Annotated in this window: 15 protein-coding genes and 1 pseudogene; 4 read left to right on the top strand and 12 right to left on the bottom strand. The window is 35.5% G+C overall.

Going from position 1 to position 16860, the window contains the following annotated elements; translation table 11 throughout:
* Positions 1 to 35 precede the first annotated feature (35 nt).
* From sufU to HMPREF2818_RS10110, 8 genes and pseudogenes are all read right to left on the bottom strand, one after another.
* Positions 36 to 479: a Fe-S cluster assembly sulfur transfer protein SufU gene (gene sufU, locus HMPREF2818_RS02675; RefSeq protein WP_001218456.1), complete on the bottom strand. Its 444-nt coding sequence runs from the start codon at positions 477 to 479 to the stop codon at positions 36 to 38.
* Positions 466 to 1698, bottom strand: a complete 1233-nt coding sequence (locus HMPREF2818_RS02670) for a cysteine desulfurase (protein WP_000173346.1) — start codon at positions 1696 to 1698, stop codon at positions 466 to 468. The genes sufU and HMPREF2818_RS02670 overlap by 14 nt, the downstream gene beginning before the upstream one ends.
* A 1-nt stretch (position 1699) precedes the next feature.
* Entirely contained in the window at positions 1700 to 2962 is a 1263-nt protein-coding gene (sufD, locus tag HMPREF2818_RS02665) for a Fe-S cluster assembly protein SufD (RefSeq protein ID WP_000031276.1), read from the bottom strand.
* A gap of 36 nt (positions 2963 to 2998) precedes the next feature.
* A complete protein-coding gene (gene sufC / locus HMPREF2818_RS02660) occupies positions 2999 to 3769 on the bottom strand; it encodes a Fe-S cluster assembly ATPase SufC (RefSeq protein WP_000114502.1) in 771 nt (256 codons plus the stop codon).
* A 164-nt stretch (positions 3770 to 3933) separates the two neighbouring features.
* Entirely contained in the window at positions 3934 to 5094 is a 1161-nt protein-coding gene (locus tag HMPREF2818_RS02655) for a glycosyltransferase family 4 protein (protein ID WP_000612110.1), read from the bottom strand.
* Position 5095: 1 nt separating this feature from the next.
* A complete protein-coding gene (mecA, locus tag HMPREF2818_RS02650) occupies positions 5096 to 5851 on the bottom strand; it encodes an adaptor protein MecA (protein WP_000425371.1) in 756 nt (251 codons plus the stop codon).
* A gap of 119 nt (positions 5852 to 5970) precedes the next feature.
* Entirely contained in the window at positions 5971 to 6810 is an 840-nt protein-coding gene (locus tag HMPREF2818_RS02645) for an undecaprenyl-diphosphate phosphatase (protein ID WP_000905327.1), read from the bottom strand.
* Between the two features lie 45 nt (positions 6811 to 6855).
* A pseudogene (locus tag HMPREF2818_RS10110) lies at positions 6856 to 8730 on the bottom strand (DUF2207 family protein).
* 135 nt (positions 8731 to 8865) lie between these two features.
* Between HMPREF2818_RS10110 and HMPREF2818_RS02635 the strand changes: the two are divergent.
* The 3 genes from HMPREF2818_RS02635 (at position 8866) to HMPREF2818_RS02625 (ending at position 12156) form a co-directional block, all read left to right on the top strand.
* Positions 8866 to 10416 carry an ABC transporter substrate-binding protein/permease gene (locus HMPREF2818_RS02635; protein ID WP_000722379.1) on the top strand — a complete coding sequence of 517 codons (1551 nt, stop codon included), beginning with the start codon at positions 8866 to 8868 and terminating at the stop codon, positions 10414 to 10416.
* A gap of 9 nt (positions 10417 to 10425) precedes the next feature.
* A complete protein-coding gene (locus tag HMPREF2818_RS02630) occupies positions 10426 to 11166 on the top strand; it encodes an amino acid ABC transporter ATP-binding protein (RefSeq protein ID WP_000189496.1) in 741 nt (246 codons plus the stop codon).
* Positions 11167 to 12039: 873 nt separating this feature from the next.
* A complete protein-coding gene (locus HMPREF2818_RS02625; RefSeq protein ID WP_000818733.1) occupies positions 12040 to 12156 on the top strand; it encodes a putative metal homeostasis protein in 117 nt (38 codons plus the stop codon).
* Positions 12157 to 12247: 91 nt separating this feature from the next.
* Here HMPREF2818_RS02625 and HMPREF2818_RS02620 read toward each other — a convergent pair whose 3' ends face one another.
* The 4 genes from HMPREF2818_RS02620 to rpmB form a co-directional block, all read right to left on the bottom strand.
* The gene (locus HMPREF2818_RS02620; RefSeq protein ID WP_000052520.1) at positions 12248 to 13132 is read right to left on the bottom strand and encodes an SPFH domain-containing protein; all 885 of its coding nucleotides are present in this window, start codon (positions 13130 to 13132) and stop codon (positions 12248 to 12250) included.
* 147 nt (positions 13133 to 13279) lie between these two features.
* Complete coding sequence (locus HMPREF2818_RS02615; RefSeq protein WP_000036703.1) at positions 13280 to 14944, bottom strand: DAK2 domain-containing protein; 1665 nt, start codon at positions 14942 to 14944, stop codon at positions 13280 to 13282.
* Positions 14944 to 15309: an Asp23/Gls24 family envelope stress response protein gene (locus tag HMPREF2818_RS02610; protein ID WP_000216444.1), complete on the bottom strand. Its 366-nt coding sequence runs from the start codon at positions 15307 to 15309 to the stop codon at positions 14944 to 14946. Before HMPREF2818_RS02610 ends, HMPREF2818_RS02615 begins: the two co-directional genes overlap by 1 nt.
* A 131-nt stretch (positions 15310 to 15440) precedes the next feature.
* On the bottom strand, positions 15441 to 15629 hold the full coding sequence (gene rpmB / locus HMPREF2818_RS02605) for a 50S ribosomal protein L28 (protein WP_001140949.1): 189 nt from the start codon (positions 15627 to 15629) through the stop codon (positions 15441 to 15443).
* Positions 15630 to 15867: 238 nt separating this feature from the next.
* Here rpmB and HMPREF2818_RS02600 point away from each other — a divergent pair, with 238 nt between their 5' ends.
* The gene (locus HMPREF2818_RS02600) at positions 15868 to 16785 is read left to right on the top strand and encodes an L-lactate dehydrogenase (RefSeq protein WP_000197051.1); all 918 of its coding nucleotides are present in this window, start codon (positions 15868 to 15870) and stop codon (positions 16783 to 16785) included.
* Positions 16786 to 16860 lie beyond the last annotated feature (75 nt).

The raw sequence follows: 16860 nt of genomic DNA, 5'->3' as shown, positions 1-16860 counted from the left end.
AAGTTGTTTAAATGTAATTCCTTCAACTATGGTTGTCAGAGTTCTGCCTGATTATCTCTCTCAATAGCCTTTCTTAAAGCATTCCACGAAAGCGTAGCACATTTGATACGTTGTGGAAATTTTGATACCCCAGCTAGAAACTCTGCATCCCCAAGTTTCTCTTGTTTTGGATTTTGATCGCCTTGAACCATTTTGGAGAATACATCAGCAAGCTGCAATGCTTCTTCTTTTGTTTTCCCAATAACTGCATCTGTCATCATGCTTGATGAAGCCGTAGAAATTGTACAACCATTACCAGCAAATGCAATATCTGAAATAATATTTCCATCAAATTTAACAGATAAGGAAATAACATCTCCACATGTAGGATTATTTAACTGCACTTGTTCAACGCCTTCTAAAAATCCATGATGATGAGGGTGTTTTGAATGATCAGCTACCACTGCCATGTAGAGGTTATCTAATTTAGAGAGTGCCATTGAAAAACTCCTTAGTTTTTTGGATAGCGTCTACCAATTTGTCGCAATCCTCTTTGGTATTATAGAAATAGAAACTTGCTCGAACCGCCGAATGGATACCAAGATGATTAATAAGGGGTTGTGCACAATGATGACCTGCACGAACAGCCACTCCTTCGTAATCCATTGCAGTTGCCACATCATGTGGGTGTAAACCTTCTAAATTGAAGGCAATAACGCCTACATGAGATTCAGCATCACTAGGTCCGTAAATAGTTAAACCATCGATAGCCTGTAATTTAGGCAACACATAAGAAACTAAACTTTGTTCATATTGATGAATCTCATCCATACCAACATCCGTTAAATAATCTAAAGCTTCTCCAAAAGCGATCGCTCCAGCAATATTAGGCGTTCCAGCTTCAAACTTCCAGGGCAATTCCTTCCATGTTGCACTTTGCTCATAGACAAAATCAATCATTTCACCACCAAATTCGACAGGTGGCATCTTATCCAAAATGCTTTCTTTCCCATAAAGAACACCAATACCAGTAGGACCAAGCATCTTATGGCCAGATAAGGCGAAGAAATCACAATCAAGGTCTTGAACATCAATCGCCATATGTGGCGCTGATTGAGCTCCATCAACAACCATGTATGCCCCAACTTGATGCACACGTTCTGCTATTGCTTTTACTGGTGTAATACAGCCAAGTACATTCGAGATATGTGCCAAACTAACAAATTTAGTTTTAGAGGATAATTTATTATAGAAATCTTCTAAATCTAAAGAACCATCTTTTAGATAGGCATAAACCAATTTAGCACCAGTTCTCTCACAAGCTTGTTGCCATGGGATAATATTAGAATGATGCTCCATAATGGAAATAAGTACCTCATCACCTCGTTCTAAAATACTTTCGGCAAACTTAGCTACCCAATTTAATCCTGTTGTGGTGCCACGTGTGAATAAAATTTCTTTACTTGATTTAGCATTTAAAAACTGCCTTGCTTTTTCACGAGCAGTCTCGTACTGAGCAGTCGCTCGTTCTGCTAAAGTATGAACACCACGATGGACATTTGCATTGTCGTTTTGGTAGTAAGCTCGCAAAGTTTCTAAAACTTGATTCGGTTTTTGTGTCGTTGCTGCATTATCTAAATAGATAAGCGGCTCATCATTAACTAATTGATTTAAAATTGGGAAATCTTGCTTTAGTTTATAACTATCTAGTAATGTCATATTAACGTTTTTCTAGTTTTGTATCAATAACGGCAATCATTTCATCGCGAACTTCTTTTACTGGTATTTCAGCAATGACTGTTCCTAAAAATCCACGAATAACTAATTGCTCTGCTGTTTTTTGGTTCAAGCCACGGCTCATCAAATAATATAAATCCTCTGGGTCAACCTGACCAATTGAGGCTGCGTGACCAGCTGTAACATCATTTTCATCAATCAAAAGGATAGGATTAGCATCTGAACGTGCTTTGTCTGATAACATGAGAACTCGGCTTTCTTGTTGGGCGTCTGCTCCCTTTGCACCTTTTATAATATGTCCGATACCGTTAAAAGTAAGAGTCCCACGCTCTAAAATAACCCCATGCTGTAAAATATGTCCTACTGAATTACAGCCGTAGTTTGTAACACGCGTATCAATTCCTTGAACTTGACGCCCTGACGAGGCAGCAACTACTTTTAAATTAGCGTGGCTTCCATCACCAATTAAATCAGAATCAAAGTCAGCAACAACATTGCCCTCATTCATCACCCCAAGGGCCCAATCTATTGTTGCATCGCTACTGTGACGACCACGACGACTTATAAACGTTGTCACATTTTCTCCGAGGCGATCAATTGAAGCAAATTTAATTTGGCTACCTGCTTGGGCAATTACTTCTACAGAAATATTAGCACTTGTTCGTTCTGTCCCATCACCAATTGACTCAAATCGCTCTAAGTAACTAACTTTCGCATTCTTTCCAACAATAAGAAGGATATGCTTATTAAATGGTACTTTAGATTGATTATCTTGATAAAAAAGACCTTCGATTGGTTGAGTAATTTCAACATTATCTGGAATATAAAGCACTGCACCACTGTTGAAGTAAGCTGTGTGATAGGCAGCAAGTCTATCTTCTTCAAAAGGACGTGCTTTCCCAAAGTAGCGCTCTATGACTTCTGGAATTTCTTCCAAAGCCGAATAGAAATCTGTAAAGACAACGCCTTTCTCTATTAATTCCATAGGAACTTGTTCAAGGACAGTTTGGGTCCCAATTTGAACCAACTTGGGATTGTTTCCTAACTCTGTGAAATCTGGAATGTTAGCTGTATAGTCATTCTCTAAAATAGTTCCATCACCTAAATTCCATCTATGAAATTTTACACGTTCAATTACTGGTAATTCTAGTTCTTCTATTTTTTCAAAAGCCTTTAGTCGTAATTCTTGTAACCAAGTAGGCTCACCTTTGGCTTGTAAAAAATTTAATATAGCTTCTTTAGACATTTGTAACTCCTTTTCTCTTCTAGTTGAAGTGACAAATTAGACTTCTTCTTTATACTCTAAACCAAGCTCTTCAGCGATTTGAGCATAACCTTCTTTCTCAAGGCGAACCGCTAATTCTGGTCCTCCTGACAATACTACCTTCCCGTCCATCATAACGTGTACTTTATCTGGTGTAATGTAATTCAAAAGGCGTTGATAGTGTGTAATAATCATAGCACCAAAACCTTCACCACGCATTTCATTGACTCCCTTTGATACCACTTTAAGAGCATCAATATCAAGGCCAGAGTCAATCTCATCCAAGAGGGCAAACTTAGGCTCTAACATTAGGAGTTGTAAAATTTCATTGCGCTTCTTCTCACCACCTGAAAAACCTTCGTTAAGATAACGTTCCGCCATTTCTTCTTTCATGCCAAGTAGTTCCATCTTTTCATCTAACTTAGTGATAAATTGGCGGATGGAAATTTTATCATCATCAGCCTTTCCCGCATTCATAGCTGCTCGGATAAATTCAGCATTAGTAATCCCTGGAACCTCTGAAGGGTATTGCATGGCAAGAAATAGACCCAAACGAGCACGTTCATCCACTTCTAGCTCTAAAATATCTTCACCATCAAAAAGAATTTCACCTGCTGTAACTTCATAATTAGGATTTCCCATAATAGCTGCTGAAAGTGTCGACTTCCCAGTACCATTTGGACCCATGATAGCAGCAATTTCTCCTGTTTTCAACGTTAAATTAAGACCTTTTAAAATTTCTTTATCTTCAATAGAAACATGAAGATTTTTGATTTCAAGTACAGACATTGTACACTCCTTTTCTTGGTTAACAGAGAATATGTGATATTTCTCTATGGTTTAAAGAAGATATTATAGGGCACTCACCCGATATTATATTCTAAATAATTATAGCAAAAATGAGGTGTGACTGCTATCTAAATGATTAAAACTAAAAAAGCCTTTTCAGGCTTTTATTTTTGATGCTTATCGCTATATTTAGCAATAACACTTTGTCTGTAATCACTGTTACCAATGAACTTTAAGAGATTAAATAGTGGTGTCCGATTCTCACCCCAAATATTTAAACCTTCTATAAAAATTTCCATTGCTAATAGTAGCGCCAATAGAAGAAAAATTCCCCCAATACGACTAGAAACATTTAAAAGCAAAGCGATAAGCGAAAAGATAATTGCAATACCATAAACAACTAAAACTGCTCCTCTATGTGTAAATCCCATAGATAGCAATCGGTGATGCAGGTGCATCTTATCAGCTTCAGAAATCTTTTTTCCTGATAATTTACGCCTCACAATAGCAACAGCTGTATCCAAAATAGGAACTCCTAAAATAATGACAGGTGTTATAACTGCAACAGCTGTGGAGTTTTTTAAACCTTGAAGCGATAATACACCAATCATAAATCCTATAAACAAGGCACCAGCATCACCTAGGTAGATAATGGCTGGATGATAATTATAAGGGAAAAAACCAACTATTGAGGCGATTAAAATAACAATAGTTAGCGTGAGAAAAAAATCTATTTTAGGTAAAAAGAAATAAGAAACCACTGCCATCGTTGCTAGACTGATGATTGAAACACCACTAACTAGACCATCTAGACCATCAATCAGATTGATAGCATTAGTGATTGAAATAATCCATAAAACTGTCAAAAAGAAAGTTAAAATAGGACCAAACTCCAAGAGTGGACCACCTATTGGAATCTTAAAACTATCAAATCTAAAATGTGTAAATTTCCATATGATAACAGCTGCAATAATAATTCCCAACATTTTATAACGAGGTCTTAATTCAAAGATGTCATCTATAAATCCTGTTGTTGTAACTACGAGACCGCCAATAATTACAGGCAAAATGTAGTGAAAATAAGAGACTTCTATAAAGTGTCTACTGGCCGCCATTGGCATGAAAAATAATGTTGTTACAACAAAGGAGAGAAATATTGCTAAACCACCACTACTTGGCATTGGTACTTTGTTGATTCTTCGAGCGTTCGGTTTATCAACCGCTCCTACCTTCAAAGATATAACTCGAATAATAGGAGTTAGAATGATTGATAATAAAAATGCTCCAATCAATACAAAAATATACTCAATTGTAAAAGGTATCATTTTATCCCATCTCAATCATTTGTAATTTTGAAATAGCATCATCATGAATCAATTGAATACTATGCTCTTTCAAGTAAGCTCGTGTTTTTGTGCCCACATTAGCATGTTCAAGCATTCGAGCGTACATCAAATTAGCAAAGTAGCTTGGTTGGTTTTCCAAGTCTAGCAAAATTGTCATATGATAGCCTTTACCATTTTTATAGAGTTCAGAAGCTTCTATTGGAAAATCAATCGTTTGTGAAAATCGAACTACAGCTTCAATATTATCAAAATCAAAGACATAGTGAACATATCCAATCGTTTCTACTTCCTTTTCAGGTTGTTCTTCAGAAACATTTTCCTCAACTACTTCTTGAGTTGCTTTATCCATCATATTTTCAATTTCTGCTAATTTGGCATGGGCATCCGTATCCCCTTTTTCCAACATCGATTGTTCCAATGTTTTAAAAAAGTCTTCTGGAGACATTTTTGAAATGTCACCCAAATCTGCTAATTCTTCTAAATTTAAATCTTTACTTAATTCAGACTTTGTAACAAAAACATCAATGCGATCTTTTTTAGGTGTTACTCGAAAACTTAACATACCACTATTTTTAAAGTTTTCTGGCAAGTCTAATTCATCCATGACAGAATAGAAAAATTCCTCAGTCTTCTCCTGAGGGATTAGGAAATCTTTCAGCTCCATACCACGATCTTCTAAATCTTCCATACTAATTGTAATTTTCAGTGTTGTTTCACTGATTTGTTTCATTTCCATATCATCACCTCATACGAGTATTCAGTTTTCTTATTATACCGAAAAAGCTATTTTTTAGCAATTTTTCGCAGCCTAACACGCTAAAAAGCTGAGGAATACTCAGCTTTTTATGTTATATTTTAGAATAAATGAACAACTAACCAGTAGAGGATGAGTAAACTTCCTAAGACTATACGATACTTACCAAAGATGGTGAAATCGTGTCGTTTGACATAGTCTGTCAAGAAACGAATAACATATAAACTAACTACGAAAGCTGTCAGACTTGCTACTAAAAGTATTAAAGATTGGTCTAAACTCAAGACGTTACCATCTAAAAAGTATTTAACCGCCTTAAGTCCACTATAACCAAACATAGTTGGGATGGCAAGGAAGAAAGTAAAGTCAGCAGCGACCGAACGACTAGTTCCAATAATAATTGCTCCTAAAATAGTAGCTCCAGAACGACTGGTTCCCGGAACAATACTGAGAACCTGGAAGCATCCAATCAAGAAAGCTGTCTTATAAGACATACTTGCCAATTCGGTTACCTGTGGTTTGAGGTGTGCATTACGTTTTTCAACCCATATGAAGACAAAACCATAAAAGATTAGGGCTATTGCAATCGGGATCATGAAATTAAAATGAGCTTCAAACCAATTATCAAATGGTAAAGCAATTAAAATAGATGGAATACAAGCTATCACTACTTTTAACCATAATTGCCAAGTTAAACGAATTTCTCTAGCAGATTTACCTGGCTGAAATGGGTTAAGGCGTTTAAAATAAATGACAATAACTGCCATAATTGCCCCAAGTTGTATAACAATATTAAACATTTCAACAAAGGATTTGCTTTGGTTCAACTTCATAAACTCTTGAACCAAGATTAAATGGCCAGTACTAGAAACAGGTAACCATTCTGTCACTCCCTCAACGACTCCTAAAAATAGGGCTTTGAGTAATTCAATTATTAACATAATAACTCCATAAATTTTTCTTTATTATACCATACTTTTGGAAAATTAGAAGGCACCGCCACCTCCGCCGCCTGAGAAACCACCTGAAGAACCGCCTGAATTAACACTAAAATTAGAAGCGTGACTAACATCTTCAGTTATCGTTGAAAAATGATTACTAGATTGATTGACTGAAATCGCAAATCGATGACTATCAATGTTTGCAAATCTTTCTGGAATATCTATTTGGTTCACTCTGAGTACTTTCTCAACACGGTCAGCGTAGCCGAATAAAGTAGCGTAAACCAATATTCGATTCCATAGTACGATACTTTCTAACTCTGAACGATCAAACGATTTGATATCCCTTAGCATGTTCCTAAAACTAGTCCATTGGTAGATACGACTTGCTCCATCTTCAGTTACAATATAACCGTTACTTATTTTTCTTGTCATCATAAAAATGATTTTATTCAACAACAGGATAACAACAAACAATAAGAGATAGATACAGAAATAGGTAAAATAATTTAAAAAAAGCGTATAAATTATAACAACAAAAGAAATAAGAGGTGATAGGTAACTGAATCTTTTCAACCTAGATAATTCTTTAGACTCTTCTGAAGACATTTTACGATAAGGTGATGAAATTCCCTTGCTTCTAAGAGAGTTTATATTATCTTTAGAAATCAACCTCGTGAGACGCGTAATTCTTGATAAGGCATTACTTCCTCGGCGTCTCATTTGAGTTTGCAGATCTGAAGCCTTGTGCTGCTTTTTCAGTTCACGTAGTGTTTCTTTATAACTAAATTGGTAATTAGAAAAGAGTTGGTCTGGCTTCAAACTCGTAGAATCCGCAAAAGCAAACTCTATAAAATCTATTTCTGCATCAGAAGCTCTATCTAAGTTAGCTAGAGATAACAAGTTATCATCATAATTCAATACTTTTCTATCAATCAAGTCTAATAGAATTGACTGAATGAGTTGTTCTTGACTGATAAGGTGAGTTTTCTTCTCCTCATCTTGAAAATTTTTAAAACTCATACTATAAATGCTTTGAGTTAACTCTAGTGGTGAAAGGTCCTCAGGTGCTTCATATAAATGATGATCCTTAGGGAATTGCCCGTATTTATTAACTTTTTTTCTAAACAGGAACACCCTAATTGAGATGAATAGTGTCACAATAATAAAGAATGAAGGTAATAATATCCTTAACAAGAAACTTAGGATAAAACCATGACGCTCTATCATCTTCTCTTAATGTTCAATTTTTTTCTTATAATTATTTTTACTGTTTGTAGGTAGATTAAAATAAGATCTATCCCAATAACCATGAAATTCTAATCGTTTGTTTACATTAAAAGCTGTCAAATGGTAACGATTATTATTTTGTCTTATTTTAGGAGGAGTTTTAAGATAACCCAAGTGCCCCCAAAGACGAGAAAGAGCAACCTTTTTGTCAGTTGATATCCAAAAATCTACTTTCTCTAATGTTTTATCCCAGTCGCTAATAGGAATCCAGTTAAGTTCACCAACATCCTTATGCATAAATAGAACATTTTTTAGTTTCCACTGAACATTGACTTTAACAGTATCACCTGCTTCACCACCATTAAACACTTTCAAACGGTAGCCATCCTCCAAATCTTCTATCTGGTAACTAACTTTCCTTACTTTACCATTAATTGAAACTTCAACCTGTGGCTTATTATTAATATCAAAATTGTCAGGTAACTTACCCGCCGTACCTAATGTGACATACTGTCCATTATAGGACGAATCAAATTGGTAAGTAACCTTCTCTGTAAAATCAGCACTATTATCATTGTGAATAGTTAGATTACCCTCATAATGAGGAATGTTATAGTCCACCTCATCTGCTTGAACTGAAACCATAAAAAAACTAAGAGCTAAACAAATAGCCAAAAAACATTTCTTCATTATCATCCTCCCTCCTTTGTTTGTATACCATTTTAACATAAAAATACAATTAATCGCTTTCAATAAGATAATGATATTGAAATCGACCTTGTTTTTCGGTAAAATAGGAGGAAGTAACTTATCGGAGGCTGTTGAATGAAAAAAATATTACTAAGTTTATTCACTGCTTTGCTTATCACCTTTGGAGGTATGACAAGTATACAAGCAGATGAATATCTACGTGTCGGTATGGAGGCAGCCTATGCTCCTTTCAACTGGACACAAAATGATAACACAAATGGTGCCGTTCCTATTGAAGGAACTGATCAATATGCTAATGGTTATGATGTACAAGTCGCTAAAAAGTTAGCTAAAAAGTTAAATAAAAAAGTTGTTGTTGTCAAAACAAAATGGGAAGGCCTTGTTCCAGCACTAACTTCTGGAAAACTCGATATGATTATTGCAGGAATGAGTCCTACCGAAGAACGTAAAAAAGAAATTAATTTTTCAAAGCCTTACTACATTTCAGAACCTACTCTAGTTGTTAACGCTGAAGGAAAATATACTAATGCTAAAAATATTAGTGATTTCAAAAATGCTAAAGTAACTGCCCAACAAGGAGTCTACTTATACAACCTCATTGATCAAATCAATGGTGTCAAAAAAGAAGTTGCCATGGGGGACTTTAATCAATTAAGACAAGCTGTAGAATCTGGTGTTGTAGACGCCTATGTTTCAGAACGTCCAGATGCAACTTCCGCTCAAACTGCTAATCCTAAATTAAAAATGATTGAACTGCACCAAGGGTTTAAAACATCTGATGCTGATACAAATATTTCTGTTGGGATGCGTAAAGGTGACAATCGTATTAATCAAGTCAATCAAGTTCTCGAAAGCATTTCTAGAGATAAACAAATCGCCTTGATGGATAAGATGATTAAAGAACAACCATCCGTTAAAAAAGAAAAAAATGGAAAACCAAACTTCTTTGAACAGATGGCAACTATTTTAAAAAACAATGGTTCTCAATTCCTCAGAGGAACAGCTACAACCCTCCTAATTTCTATGGTAGGAACTATCGTCGGATTATTTATCGGCCTTCTCATCGGTGTTTTCCGTACAGCACCAAAATCTGACAATAAGTTAAAGGCTGCCTTACAAAAATTATTAGGTTGGTTACTTAACATCTATATTGAGGTCTTCCGCGGGACACCTATGATTGTACAATCGATGGTTATCTACTACGGAACAGCACAAGCTTTTGGAGTTTCGCTGGACCGTACACTAGCAGCTATATTTATTGTTTCAATCAATACTGGTGCTTATATGAGTGAAATTGTGCGTGGTGGTATTTTCTCTGTCGATAAAGGACAATTTGAAGCCGCAACTGCACTTGGTTTCACCCACGGACAAACCATGCGAAAAATTGTTCTACCACAAGTTGTACGTAACATACTCCCAGCTACTGGTAATGAGTTTGTTATCAATATCAAAGATACCTCTGTACTGAACGTTATCTCTGTTGTCGAACTCTACTTCTCTGGTAATACTGTTGCAACACAAACCTACCAATATTTCCAAACATTCACCATTATTGCGATTATTTACTTCATCTTAACCTTCACCGTAACACGTATCTTACGTTACATTGAAAAACGTTTTGATTCAGATAATTACACAACCGGTGCGAATCAATTACAAGTCTAGGAGGTTGGTATGACACAAGCTATTTTAGAAATTAAACATTTGAAAAAATCTTACGGAAGCAATGAAGTGTTAAAAGATATTTCGCTTTCGGTCAACAAAGGCGAAGTTATTTCTATCATTGGTTCTTCTGGATCAGGAAAATCAACTTTCCTACGTTCTATTAACCTCTTAGAAGAACCAAGTGGAGGAGAAATCTTATATCACGGTCACAATGTTCTTGAAAAAGGTTATGATTTAAATAATTATCGTGAAAAACTTGGGATGGTCTTTCAATCTTTTAACCTCTTTGAAAATTTAAACATCTTAGAGAATGCTATTGTCGCACAGACTACTGTTCTAAAACGTGAACGCCAAGAAGCTGAAAAGATTGCTAAAGAAAACTTAAATGCTGTTGGCATGACTGAGCAATATTGGAAAGCTAAACCAAAACAATTATCAGGTGGGCAAAAGCAACGTGTCGCAATCGCCCGAGCACTTTCTGTTAACCCAGAAGCTATACTTTTTGATGAACCAACTTCAGCCTTGGATCCAGAAATGGTTGGTGAGGTCCTTAAAACAATGCAAGATCTAGCTAAATCTGGATTAACAATGATAATTGTGACACACGAGATGGAATTTGCTAAAGAAGTATCAGACCGCGTTATTTTCATGGACAAAGGAATCATTGCAGAGCAGGGTACTCCTAAACAACTTTTCGAAAATCCAACACAAGAAAGAACTAAGGAATTTCTACAACGCTTCTTAAAATAAAATTTATTCACATTTAAATATAGACTATTTATACCCCTCCAGTTCCATTGTCATCATTGCAATGGAACTGGAGGGGATTTTTTATTGCTACATCTTTGGTGAAATCCACGACTAGCTCAACTATAGATCAAATTAGACAGTCGTTATTGGATTGTATACTATTAAATAAGTTACTAAATCTCATTTTTTAATTTTAAGCGATATTTAATTAATTATATATTTGTTTAAAATTAAAAACATGTTGTTCGAATGAGCTTTTGATGATATAATATGGTATGCACAAAATGAACTAACCACTGTGCAAGAATAGTTTATTATCTTTGAAAGGATTTTATAATGAAACTTAAAATCAGTGTTTTAACAGCAGCTTCAGCTGTCACTCTATTATTAGCTACTTCAGCAAGTCTTGCGAAGGCAGACACAGTGTCTTATCCTTCACGCGATGCCGGGTTTATCTACTCTCGTGGGTACGCTCCAAAACACTTCCTAAGTGCTTACGATAAATAAAAACTGACCTTATTAACTTAACCGATACACTTTCACAAGTATAAATTTTCATTCAATTACATTAAAAATAATTATTTAGTTTGCTGAAAAACGATCACTCAACGATCGTTTTTTTATGTGCACATGATAGCCATTAGCTACTTTTTCGTTGGGTATTTTCCTCATTCATCTTTCACTTAACATCGCTTGTCAAATCCAAACCTCATTAATAAAGGTTTAATATATCTTTGAGCTTATTACTTTTGATTGATATTTAATTACTTTGCTATTTATTTTTAAATTTATCAACAAAGTACTTTACCAGTTAATTTTTTTGTGGTATACTGGTGTCTGTTAACGTTAATAAATTGTCTATAGGAGGTAATCATGGCTGAAAAAACAGACCTATCGTCAGCCTATCGCAGACTTAAAAGTCCTAACATTAAAACTAGAAAACGTGCTCTGAAAATCATTCATGAGTACAAACGTTACGGTAAAAAATAACTTTTTTCCGTCTCTCCAATTATAATAAATAAGTCAGACACAAAATAACCAGAGCAAATGCTCTGGTTATTTTGCTTCTATAAAAAGTTCATTATCTTGTTTTAAGAGCAGATAAAACTTGTGTACGAATATCTTCAACACCTTCTGGGTTATTTGGTAAGAAAATCGTTTGATTACCATTAATAGCAAATGTATTTAAAGTATCTAAATATTGATTTGTTAACAAGATAGACATGATTTGTTCTTCTGTCAATGTCACGTTAGCATCTTTCAATTCTTGAATCGAATCAGCTAACCCATCTACAATTGCTTTACGTTGTTGCGCAATACCCACACCATGTAGACGATCTTTTTCTGCTTCTGCTTCTGCAGCAGTTACAATTTTAATCTTATCAGCATTCGCTAATTCTTGAGCTGCTACACGTTTACGTTGTGCAGCATTGATTTCGTTCATGGATTGTTTTACTTCTGCATCTGGCTCAACCTTAGTAATTAAAGTCTTAACAATGATGTAGCCGTATGTTGACATTTCTTCTGCCACTTGATGTTGAACTTCCAAGGCTATTTCATCTTTCTTTTCGAATAGCTCATCTAATGTAAGTTTAGGTACTGATGAACGCAAAGCATCTTCGATATAAGATTTAATCTGAGCTTCTGGCTTTATTAATTTGTAATAAGCATCTGTAACGTTATTTTCATTGACACGATATTGTGTAGCAATATTTAAAGTGACAAAAACGTTATCTTTTGTTTTTGTCTCAACGATAATTTCACTCTGTAAAAGACGTAACTGCACTCGTGCTGCAATCTTATCTATACCCAATGGTACACGAATATGAATACCACTAGTAGCAGTCTTTTGATATTTACCAAAGCGTTCAATGATGGCTACTGTCTGTTGTTTAACAACGTATAAAGAAGTTATCAACAGAACAATCACTAAAACCAAAATAACCGTAAGAATAATTAATGACATCATAAATCTCCTTTGTATGAATGTTTTAAAACAATTCTAACACAATTTGTCAAAATTTTCAAAATACTGATGCTTTATCATACTAAAATAGAAACTCTGATAAAATAAAAAATTAGAAGTATCTCTCCTAATTTTTTATTTTATCAATTATTCAACGCTCATGAGGTATGGATATACAGGTTGATCTCCTTGGTGGATCTCAACTTCAACATCTTCATAAGTCTCCTCAAGATATTCCGACAAGGTCTCGGCTAATGCTTGTTTACCATCTTCACCAACATAGATTGTCACGATTTCACTATCTTCATCAATCATTTTATCAAAAGTGTCTTTAAGTGCTTTTTCCATATCTGGTGTAGATACTAGAATTTTACCATCAACCATCCCAAGGATGTCGTTTTCATGAATTTCAAGGCCATCTATCGTTGTATCACGAACAGCTAAAGTCACACTACCACTAATGACATCTGAGAGGCTATTTGTCATATCAGCTACATTAGTTTCAAGAGACTTAGCAGGATCAAAAGCAAGTAAGCTAGTAAATCCTTGTGGAACTGTACGTGTCTCTACTACTGCTGCTGGAATATCAACGACATCTGCAGCTGACTGTGCAGCCATGAAGATGTTCTTATTGTTTGGTAAAATAATAACATTTCTAGCGTTTACTTTTTCAATCGCTTTTACAATATCTTCTGTAGATGGGTTCATAGTCTGGCCGCCAGAGATGATATAATCAACACCTTGTGATTTAAAAATCTCAGCTAGACCGTCACCAGCTACAACAGCAATAATACCATATTCTTTAGTTTCTTTGACAGTTTCTTCAACTTCAACCTTTTGCATTTGGGCATCATGTTGGTTACGCATGTTTTCAACTTTAACCTTCACAAGCGACCCATATTTCAAACCTTCTTGCATAACAAGACCTGGATCTTCTGTATGAACATGAACCTTGACGATTTCATCATCATTAACAACTAGTAAAGAATCCCCTAGATTGCTAAGATAACCTTGAAATTCTTCGTAGTTAAATTCCTTAACGTAAGTTGGTCCTTGCTTTAAACCAACCATGACTTCTGTACAATAGCCATATTTAATATCTTCTGTGGCTACATGGCCTACTACAGCTTTATGGTGCTCTGCATTAACCATTTCAGTCATTGTTGCGGGAGTTGCTTTAAAATCTTCTGATGCGATATATTCCCCAGTCAGTGCTGAGAGGAAACCTTCGTAAATAAAGACGAGTCCTTGACCACCAGAATCAACAACACCAACCTCTTTAAGAACAGGTAGCATCTCCGGTGTTTTAGCAAGAGCACGCTTAGCACCTTTGAGAGTTGCGCGCATAACTTCAACTGCATCATCAGTTTCTTCAGCTTTCTTTAGAGCAGCGGTAGCTGCACCGCGTGATACTGTCAAGATAGTTCCTTCAACTGGTTTCATAACGGCTTTATAAGCTACTTCAACACCATTCTGGAAAGCGTGTGCCAAATCTTGACCCGTTAATTCTTCTTTATCCTTGATACTTTGACCAAAACCACGGAATAATTGTGATGTAATTACACCTGAATTTCCACGTGCTCCCATCAATACACCTTTAGAAAGAATTTGACCAACTTCTCCAACAGTCGTCGCTGGTTTGTCCGAAACTTCCTTGGCTCCGTTTTCCATAGTCATCCCCATATTCGTACCAGTATCACCATCTGGAACTGGGAATACATTTAATGAGTTGACATACTCTGCCTGTTTACTCAGACGTGTGCTGGCAGCTTGTACCATTTCTTGGAATAAACTTGTCGTAATCTTTGACACTAATCTTCTCCTACAACCTTAATACTTTGCACATAAACATTCACCATATCAGCAGATAAACCAAGCTGATTTTCGAGATTGAATTTCACTCGCTCTTGAATATTTTTTGAAACTTCACTAATTTTGACGCCGTAACTCATGACAGTATAAACATCTACTGCAATGCCCGCTTCACTAGACCTCACAACAACACCTTTTGCGTAGTTTTCCTTACGCAAAAGTGCTTGAAAGTTATCTTTGATAGCACTTTTACTTGCCATACCAACAACGCCAAAAATTTCCGTTGCTGAACCTCCAACGACAGTTGCAATAACGTCATCAGAGAGTTCAATTTGACCATCTCTTGTATTGATTTTTACAGTCATATCTACTACCTCAAAAAGTTTTTATCACTTTATTCTATCATATCTCACTATTATTGTAAAAAAATAGAGGCATCTAACTATCAAATCAGCCTTAGAAACACTAAAAAAAGCCCTAAGGCTTTCTCAGTTTATTAAACGCGTTCTACTTTACCAGATTTAAGCGCACGAGCTGAAACCCAAACTTTTTTTGGTTTACCGTCGATAAGAACAGTAACTTTTTGAAGGTTTGGTTTAACAGTACGTTTTGTTTGGTTCATCGCGTGTGAACGGTTGTTACCAGAAACTGTTTTACGTCCTGTGAAATAACATACTTTAGCCATTTTACGAGTTCCTCCTATATTGATCAATATTTACGGATGTGCTAGCACCACATACTAGACTATTCTATCACAACTTACTTCTTCTAGCAAGTTCTTTTCAAAATTACTTTTTCATTTGTTTTATCTAAATCGCTTACATATTTTTTATAATAAGACACACTTCCTTCTGATTCATTTTTTAGTTTACATTTTCTTTCAAAATATTATAATAGACAACAATAATCAAAGGAGGTTTCATATGACACGTAAAATTGGAATTATAGGCATGGGGCACGTTGGATCAACTGTTGCACACGCTCTTATTGCACAAGGTATTGGTGATGATTATGTCTTTATTGATACTAATATTGATAAGGTTAATGCTGATATGATTGATTTTCAAGATGCTCTGGCAAATGCTACTTATCACGCTAATATAGTATTAAACGACTATGACGCGTTGTCAGATGCTGATGTTGTAATTTCAGCCTTAGGTGATATTTCACTACAGAATAACAAAGAAGCTAATCGCTTTGCTGAACTACCATTTACCAGTAAAGAAGTCTACGACGTTAGCCAAAAGTTAAAATCATCTGGTTTTAGAGGAATCCTTATTGTCGTTACTAATCCTGTTGATGCCATCACCCAGCTTTATCAAGAATATACTCAATTTCCTAAATCACGCGTTATCGGAACAGGAACCTTATTGGATACTGCTCGGATGAAAAGAGTGCTTGGTCAACGCCTACAAGTTGATCCAAGGAGTATCGGTGGTTATAATCTAGGAGAGCAGGGTAACTCCCAATTTGTCGCTTGGAGTCAGGTAACTGTAAAAGGACAACCAGCTATATCACTATTAAAAGCAGAAGAATTAGAACAGATAAAAGAAGCTTCTTTAAAAGGCGGGCACACTGTCTTTTTTGGTAAAAAATATACTAGTTATGGTATCGCTACCGCAGCTGTCCGCATCGTTTTAGCTGTGTTAAATGATTCCCATGAGTTACTACCTGTATCTACCTTCTATGAGTCCGAAGGGGTTTACCTTGGATATCCAGCTATTATTGGTAGAGTAGGAATTGTAGAAAGAATTTCGCTTTCACTAAGCCCAAAAGAAGAGCAACAACTCACAGATTCAGCGGCATTTATTCGAAATTATCTTAAGCATATCAATTTTTAAAGAGTATCTATTTAATAAAAAGTCATATAATCCAAAAAAAGCTCACCATAAGTGAGCTTTTAACTATTATCTGTT

This window comes from Streptococcus sp. HMSC076H09, assembly GCF_001811765.1.
Taxonomy (GTDB): domain Bacteria; phylum Bacillota; class Bacilli; order Lactobacillales; family Streptococcaceae; genus Streptococcus; species Streptococcus agalactiae.
Note: the sequence above shows the minus strand (reverse complement) of the source record. Positions and strands in the feature narration are given on the sequence as shown.

Excerpts from the sequence above, each read along its gene's own strand:
- sufU (WP_001218456.1), bottom strand. The coding sequence starts at position 479 with ATGGCACTCTCTAAATTAGATAACCTCTACATGGCAGTGGTAGCTGAT.
- HMPREF2818_RS02670 (WP_000173346.1), bottom strand. The coding sequence starts at position 1,698 with ATGACATTACTAGATAGTTATAAACTAAAGCAAGATTTCCCAATTTTA.
- sufD (WP_000031276.1), bottom strand. The coding sequence starts at position 2,962 with ATGTCTAAAGAAGCTATATTAAATTTTTTACAAGCCAAAGGTGAGCCT.
- sufC (WP_000114502.1), bottom strand. The coding sequence starts at position 3,769 with ATGTCTGTACTTGAAATCAAAAATCTTCATGTTTCTATTGAAGATAAA.
- HMPREF2818_RS02655 (WP_000612110.1), bottom strand. The coding sequence starts at position 5,094 with ATGATACCTTTTACAATTGAGTATATTTTTGTATTGATTGGAGCATTT.
- mecA (WP_000425371.1), bottom strand. The coding sequence starts at position 5,851 with ATGGAAATGAAACAAATCAGTGAAACAACACTGAAAATTACAATTAGT.
- HMPREF2818_RS02645 (WP_000905327.1), bottom strand. The coding sequence starts at position 6,810 with ATGTTAATAATTGAATTACTCAAAGCCCTATTTTTAGGAGTCGTTGAG.
- HMPREF2818_RS02635 (WP_000722379.1), top strand. The coding sequence starts at position 8,866 with ATGAAAAAAATATTACTAAGTTTATTCACTGCTTTGCTTATCACCTTT.
- HMPREF2818_RS02630 (WP_000189496.1), top strand. The coding sequence starts at position 10,426 with ATGACACAAGCTATTTTAGAAATTAAACATTTGAAAAAATCTTACGGA.
- HMPREF2818_RS02625 (WP_000818733.1), top strand. The coding sequence starts at position 12,040 with ATGGCTGAAAAAACAGACCTATCGTCAGCCTATCGCAGACTTAAAAGT.
- HMPREF2818_RS02620 (WP_000052520.1), bottom strand. The coding sequence starts at position 13,132 with ATGTCATTAATTATTCTTACGGTTATTTTGGTTTTAGTGATTGTTCTG.
- HMPREF2818_RS02610 (WP_000216444.1), bottom strand. The coding sequence starts at position 15,309 with ATGACTGTAAAAATCAATACAAGAGATGGTCAAATTGAACTCTCTGAT.
- rpmB (WP_001140949.1), bottom strand. The coding sequence starts at position 15,629 with ATGGCTAAAGTATGTTATTTCACAGGACGTAAAACAGTTTCTGGTAAC.
- HMPREF2818_RS02600 (WP_000197051.1), top strand. The coding sequence starts at position 15,868 with ATGACACGTAAAATTGGAATTATAGGCATGGGGCACGTTGGATCAACT.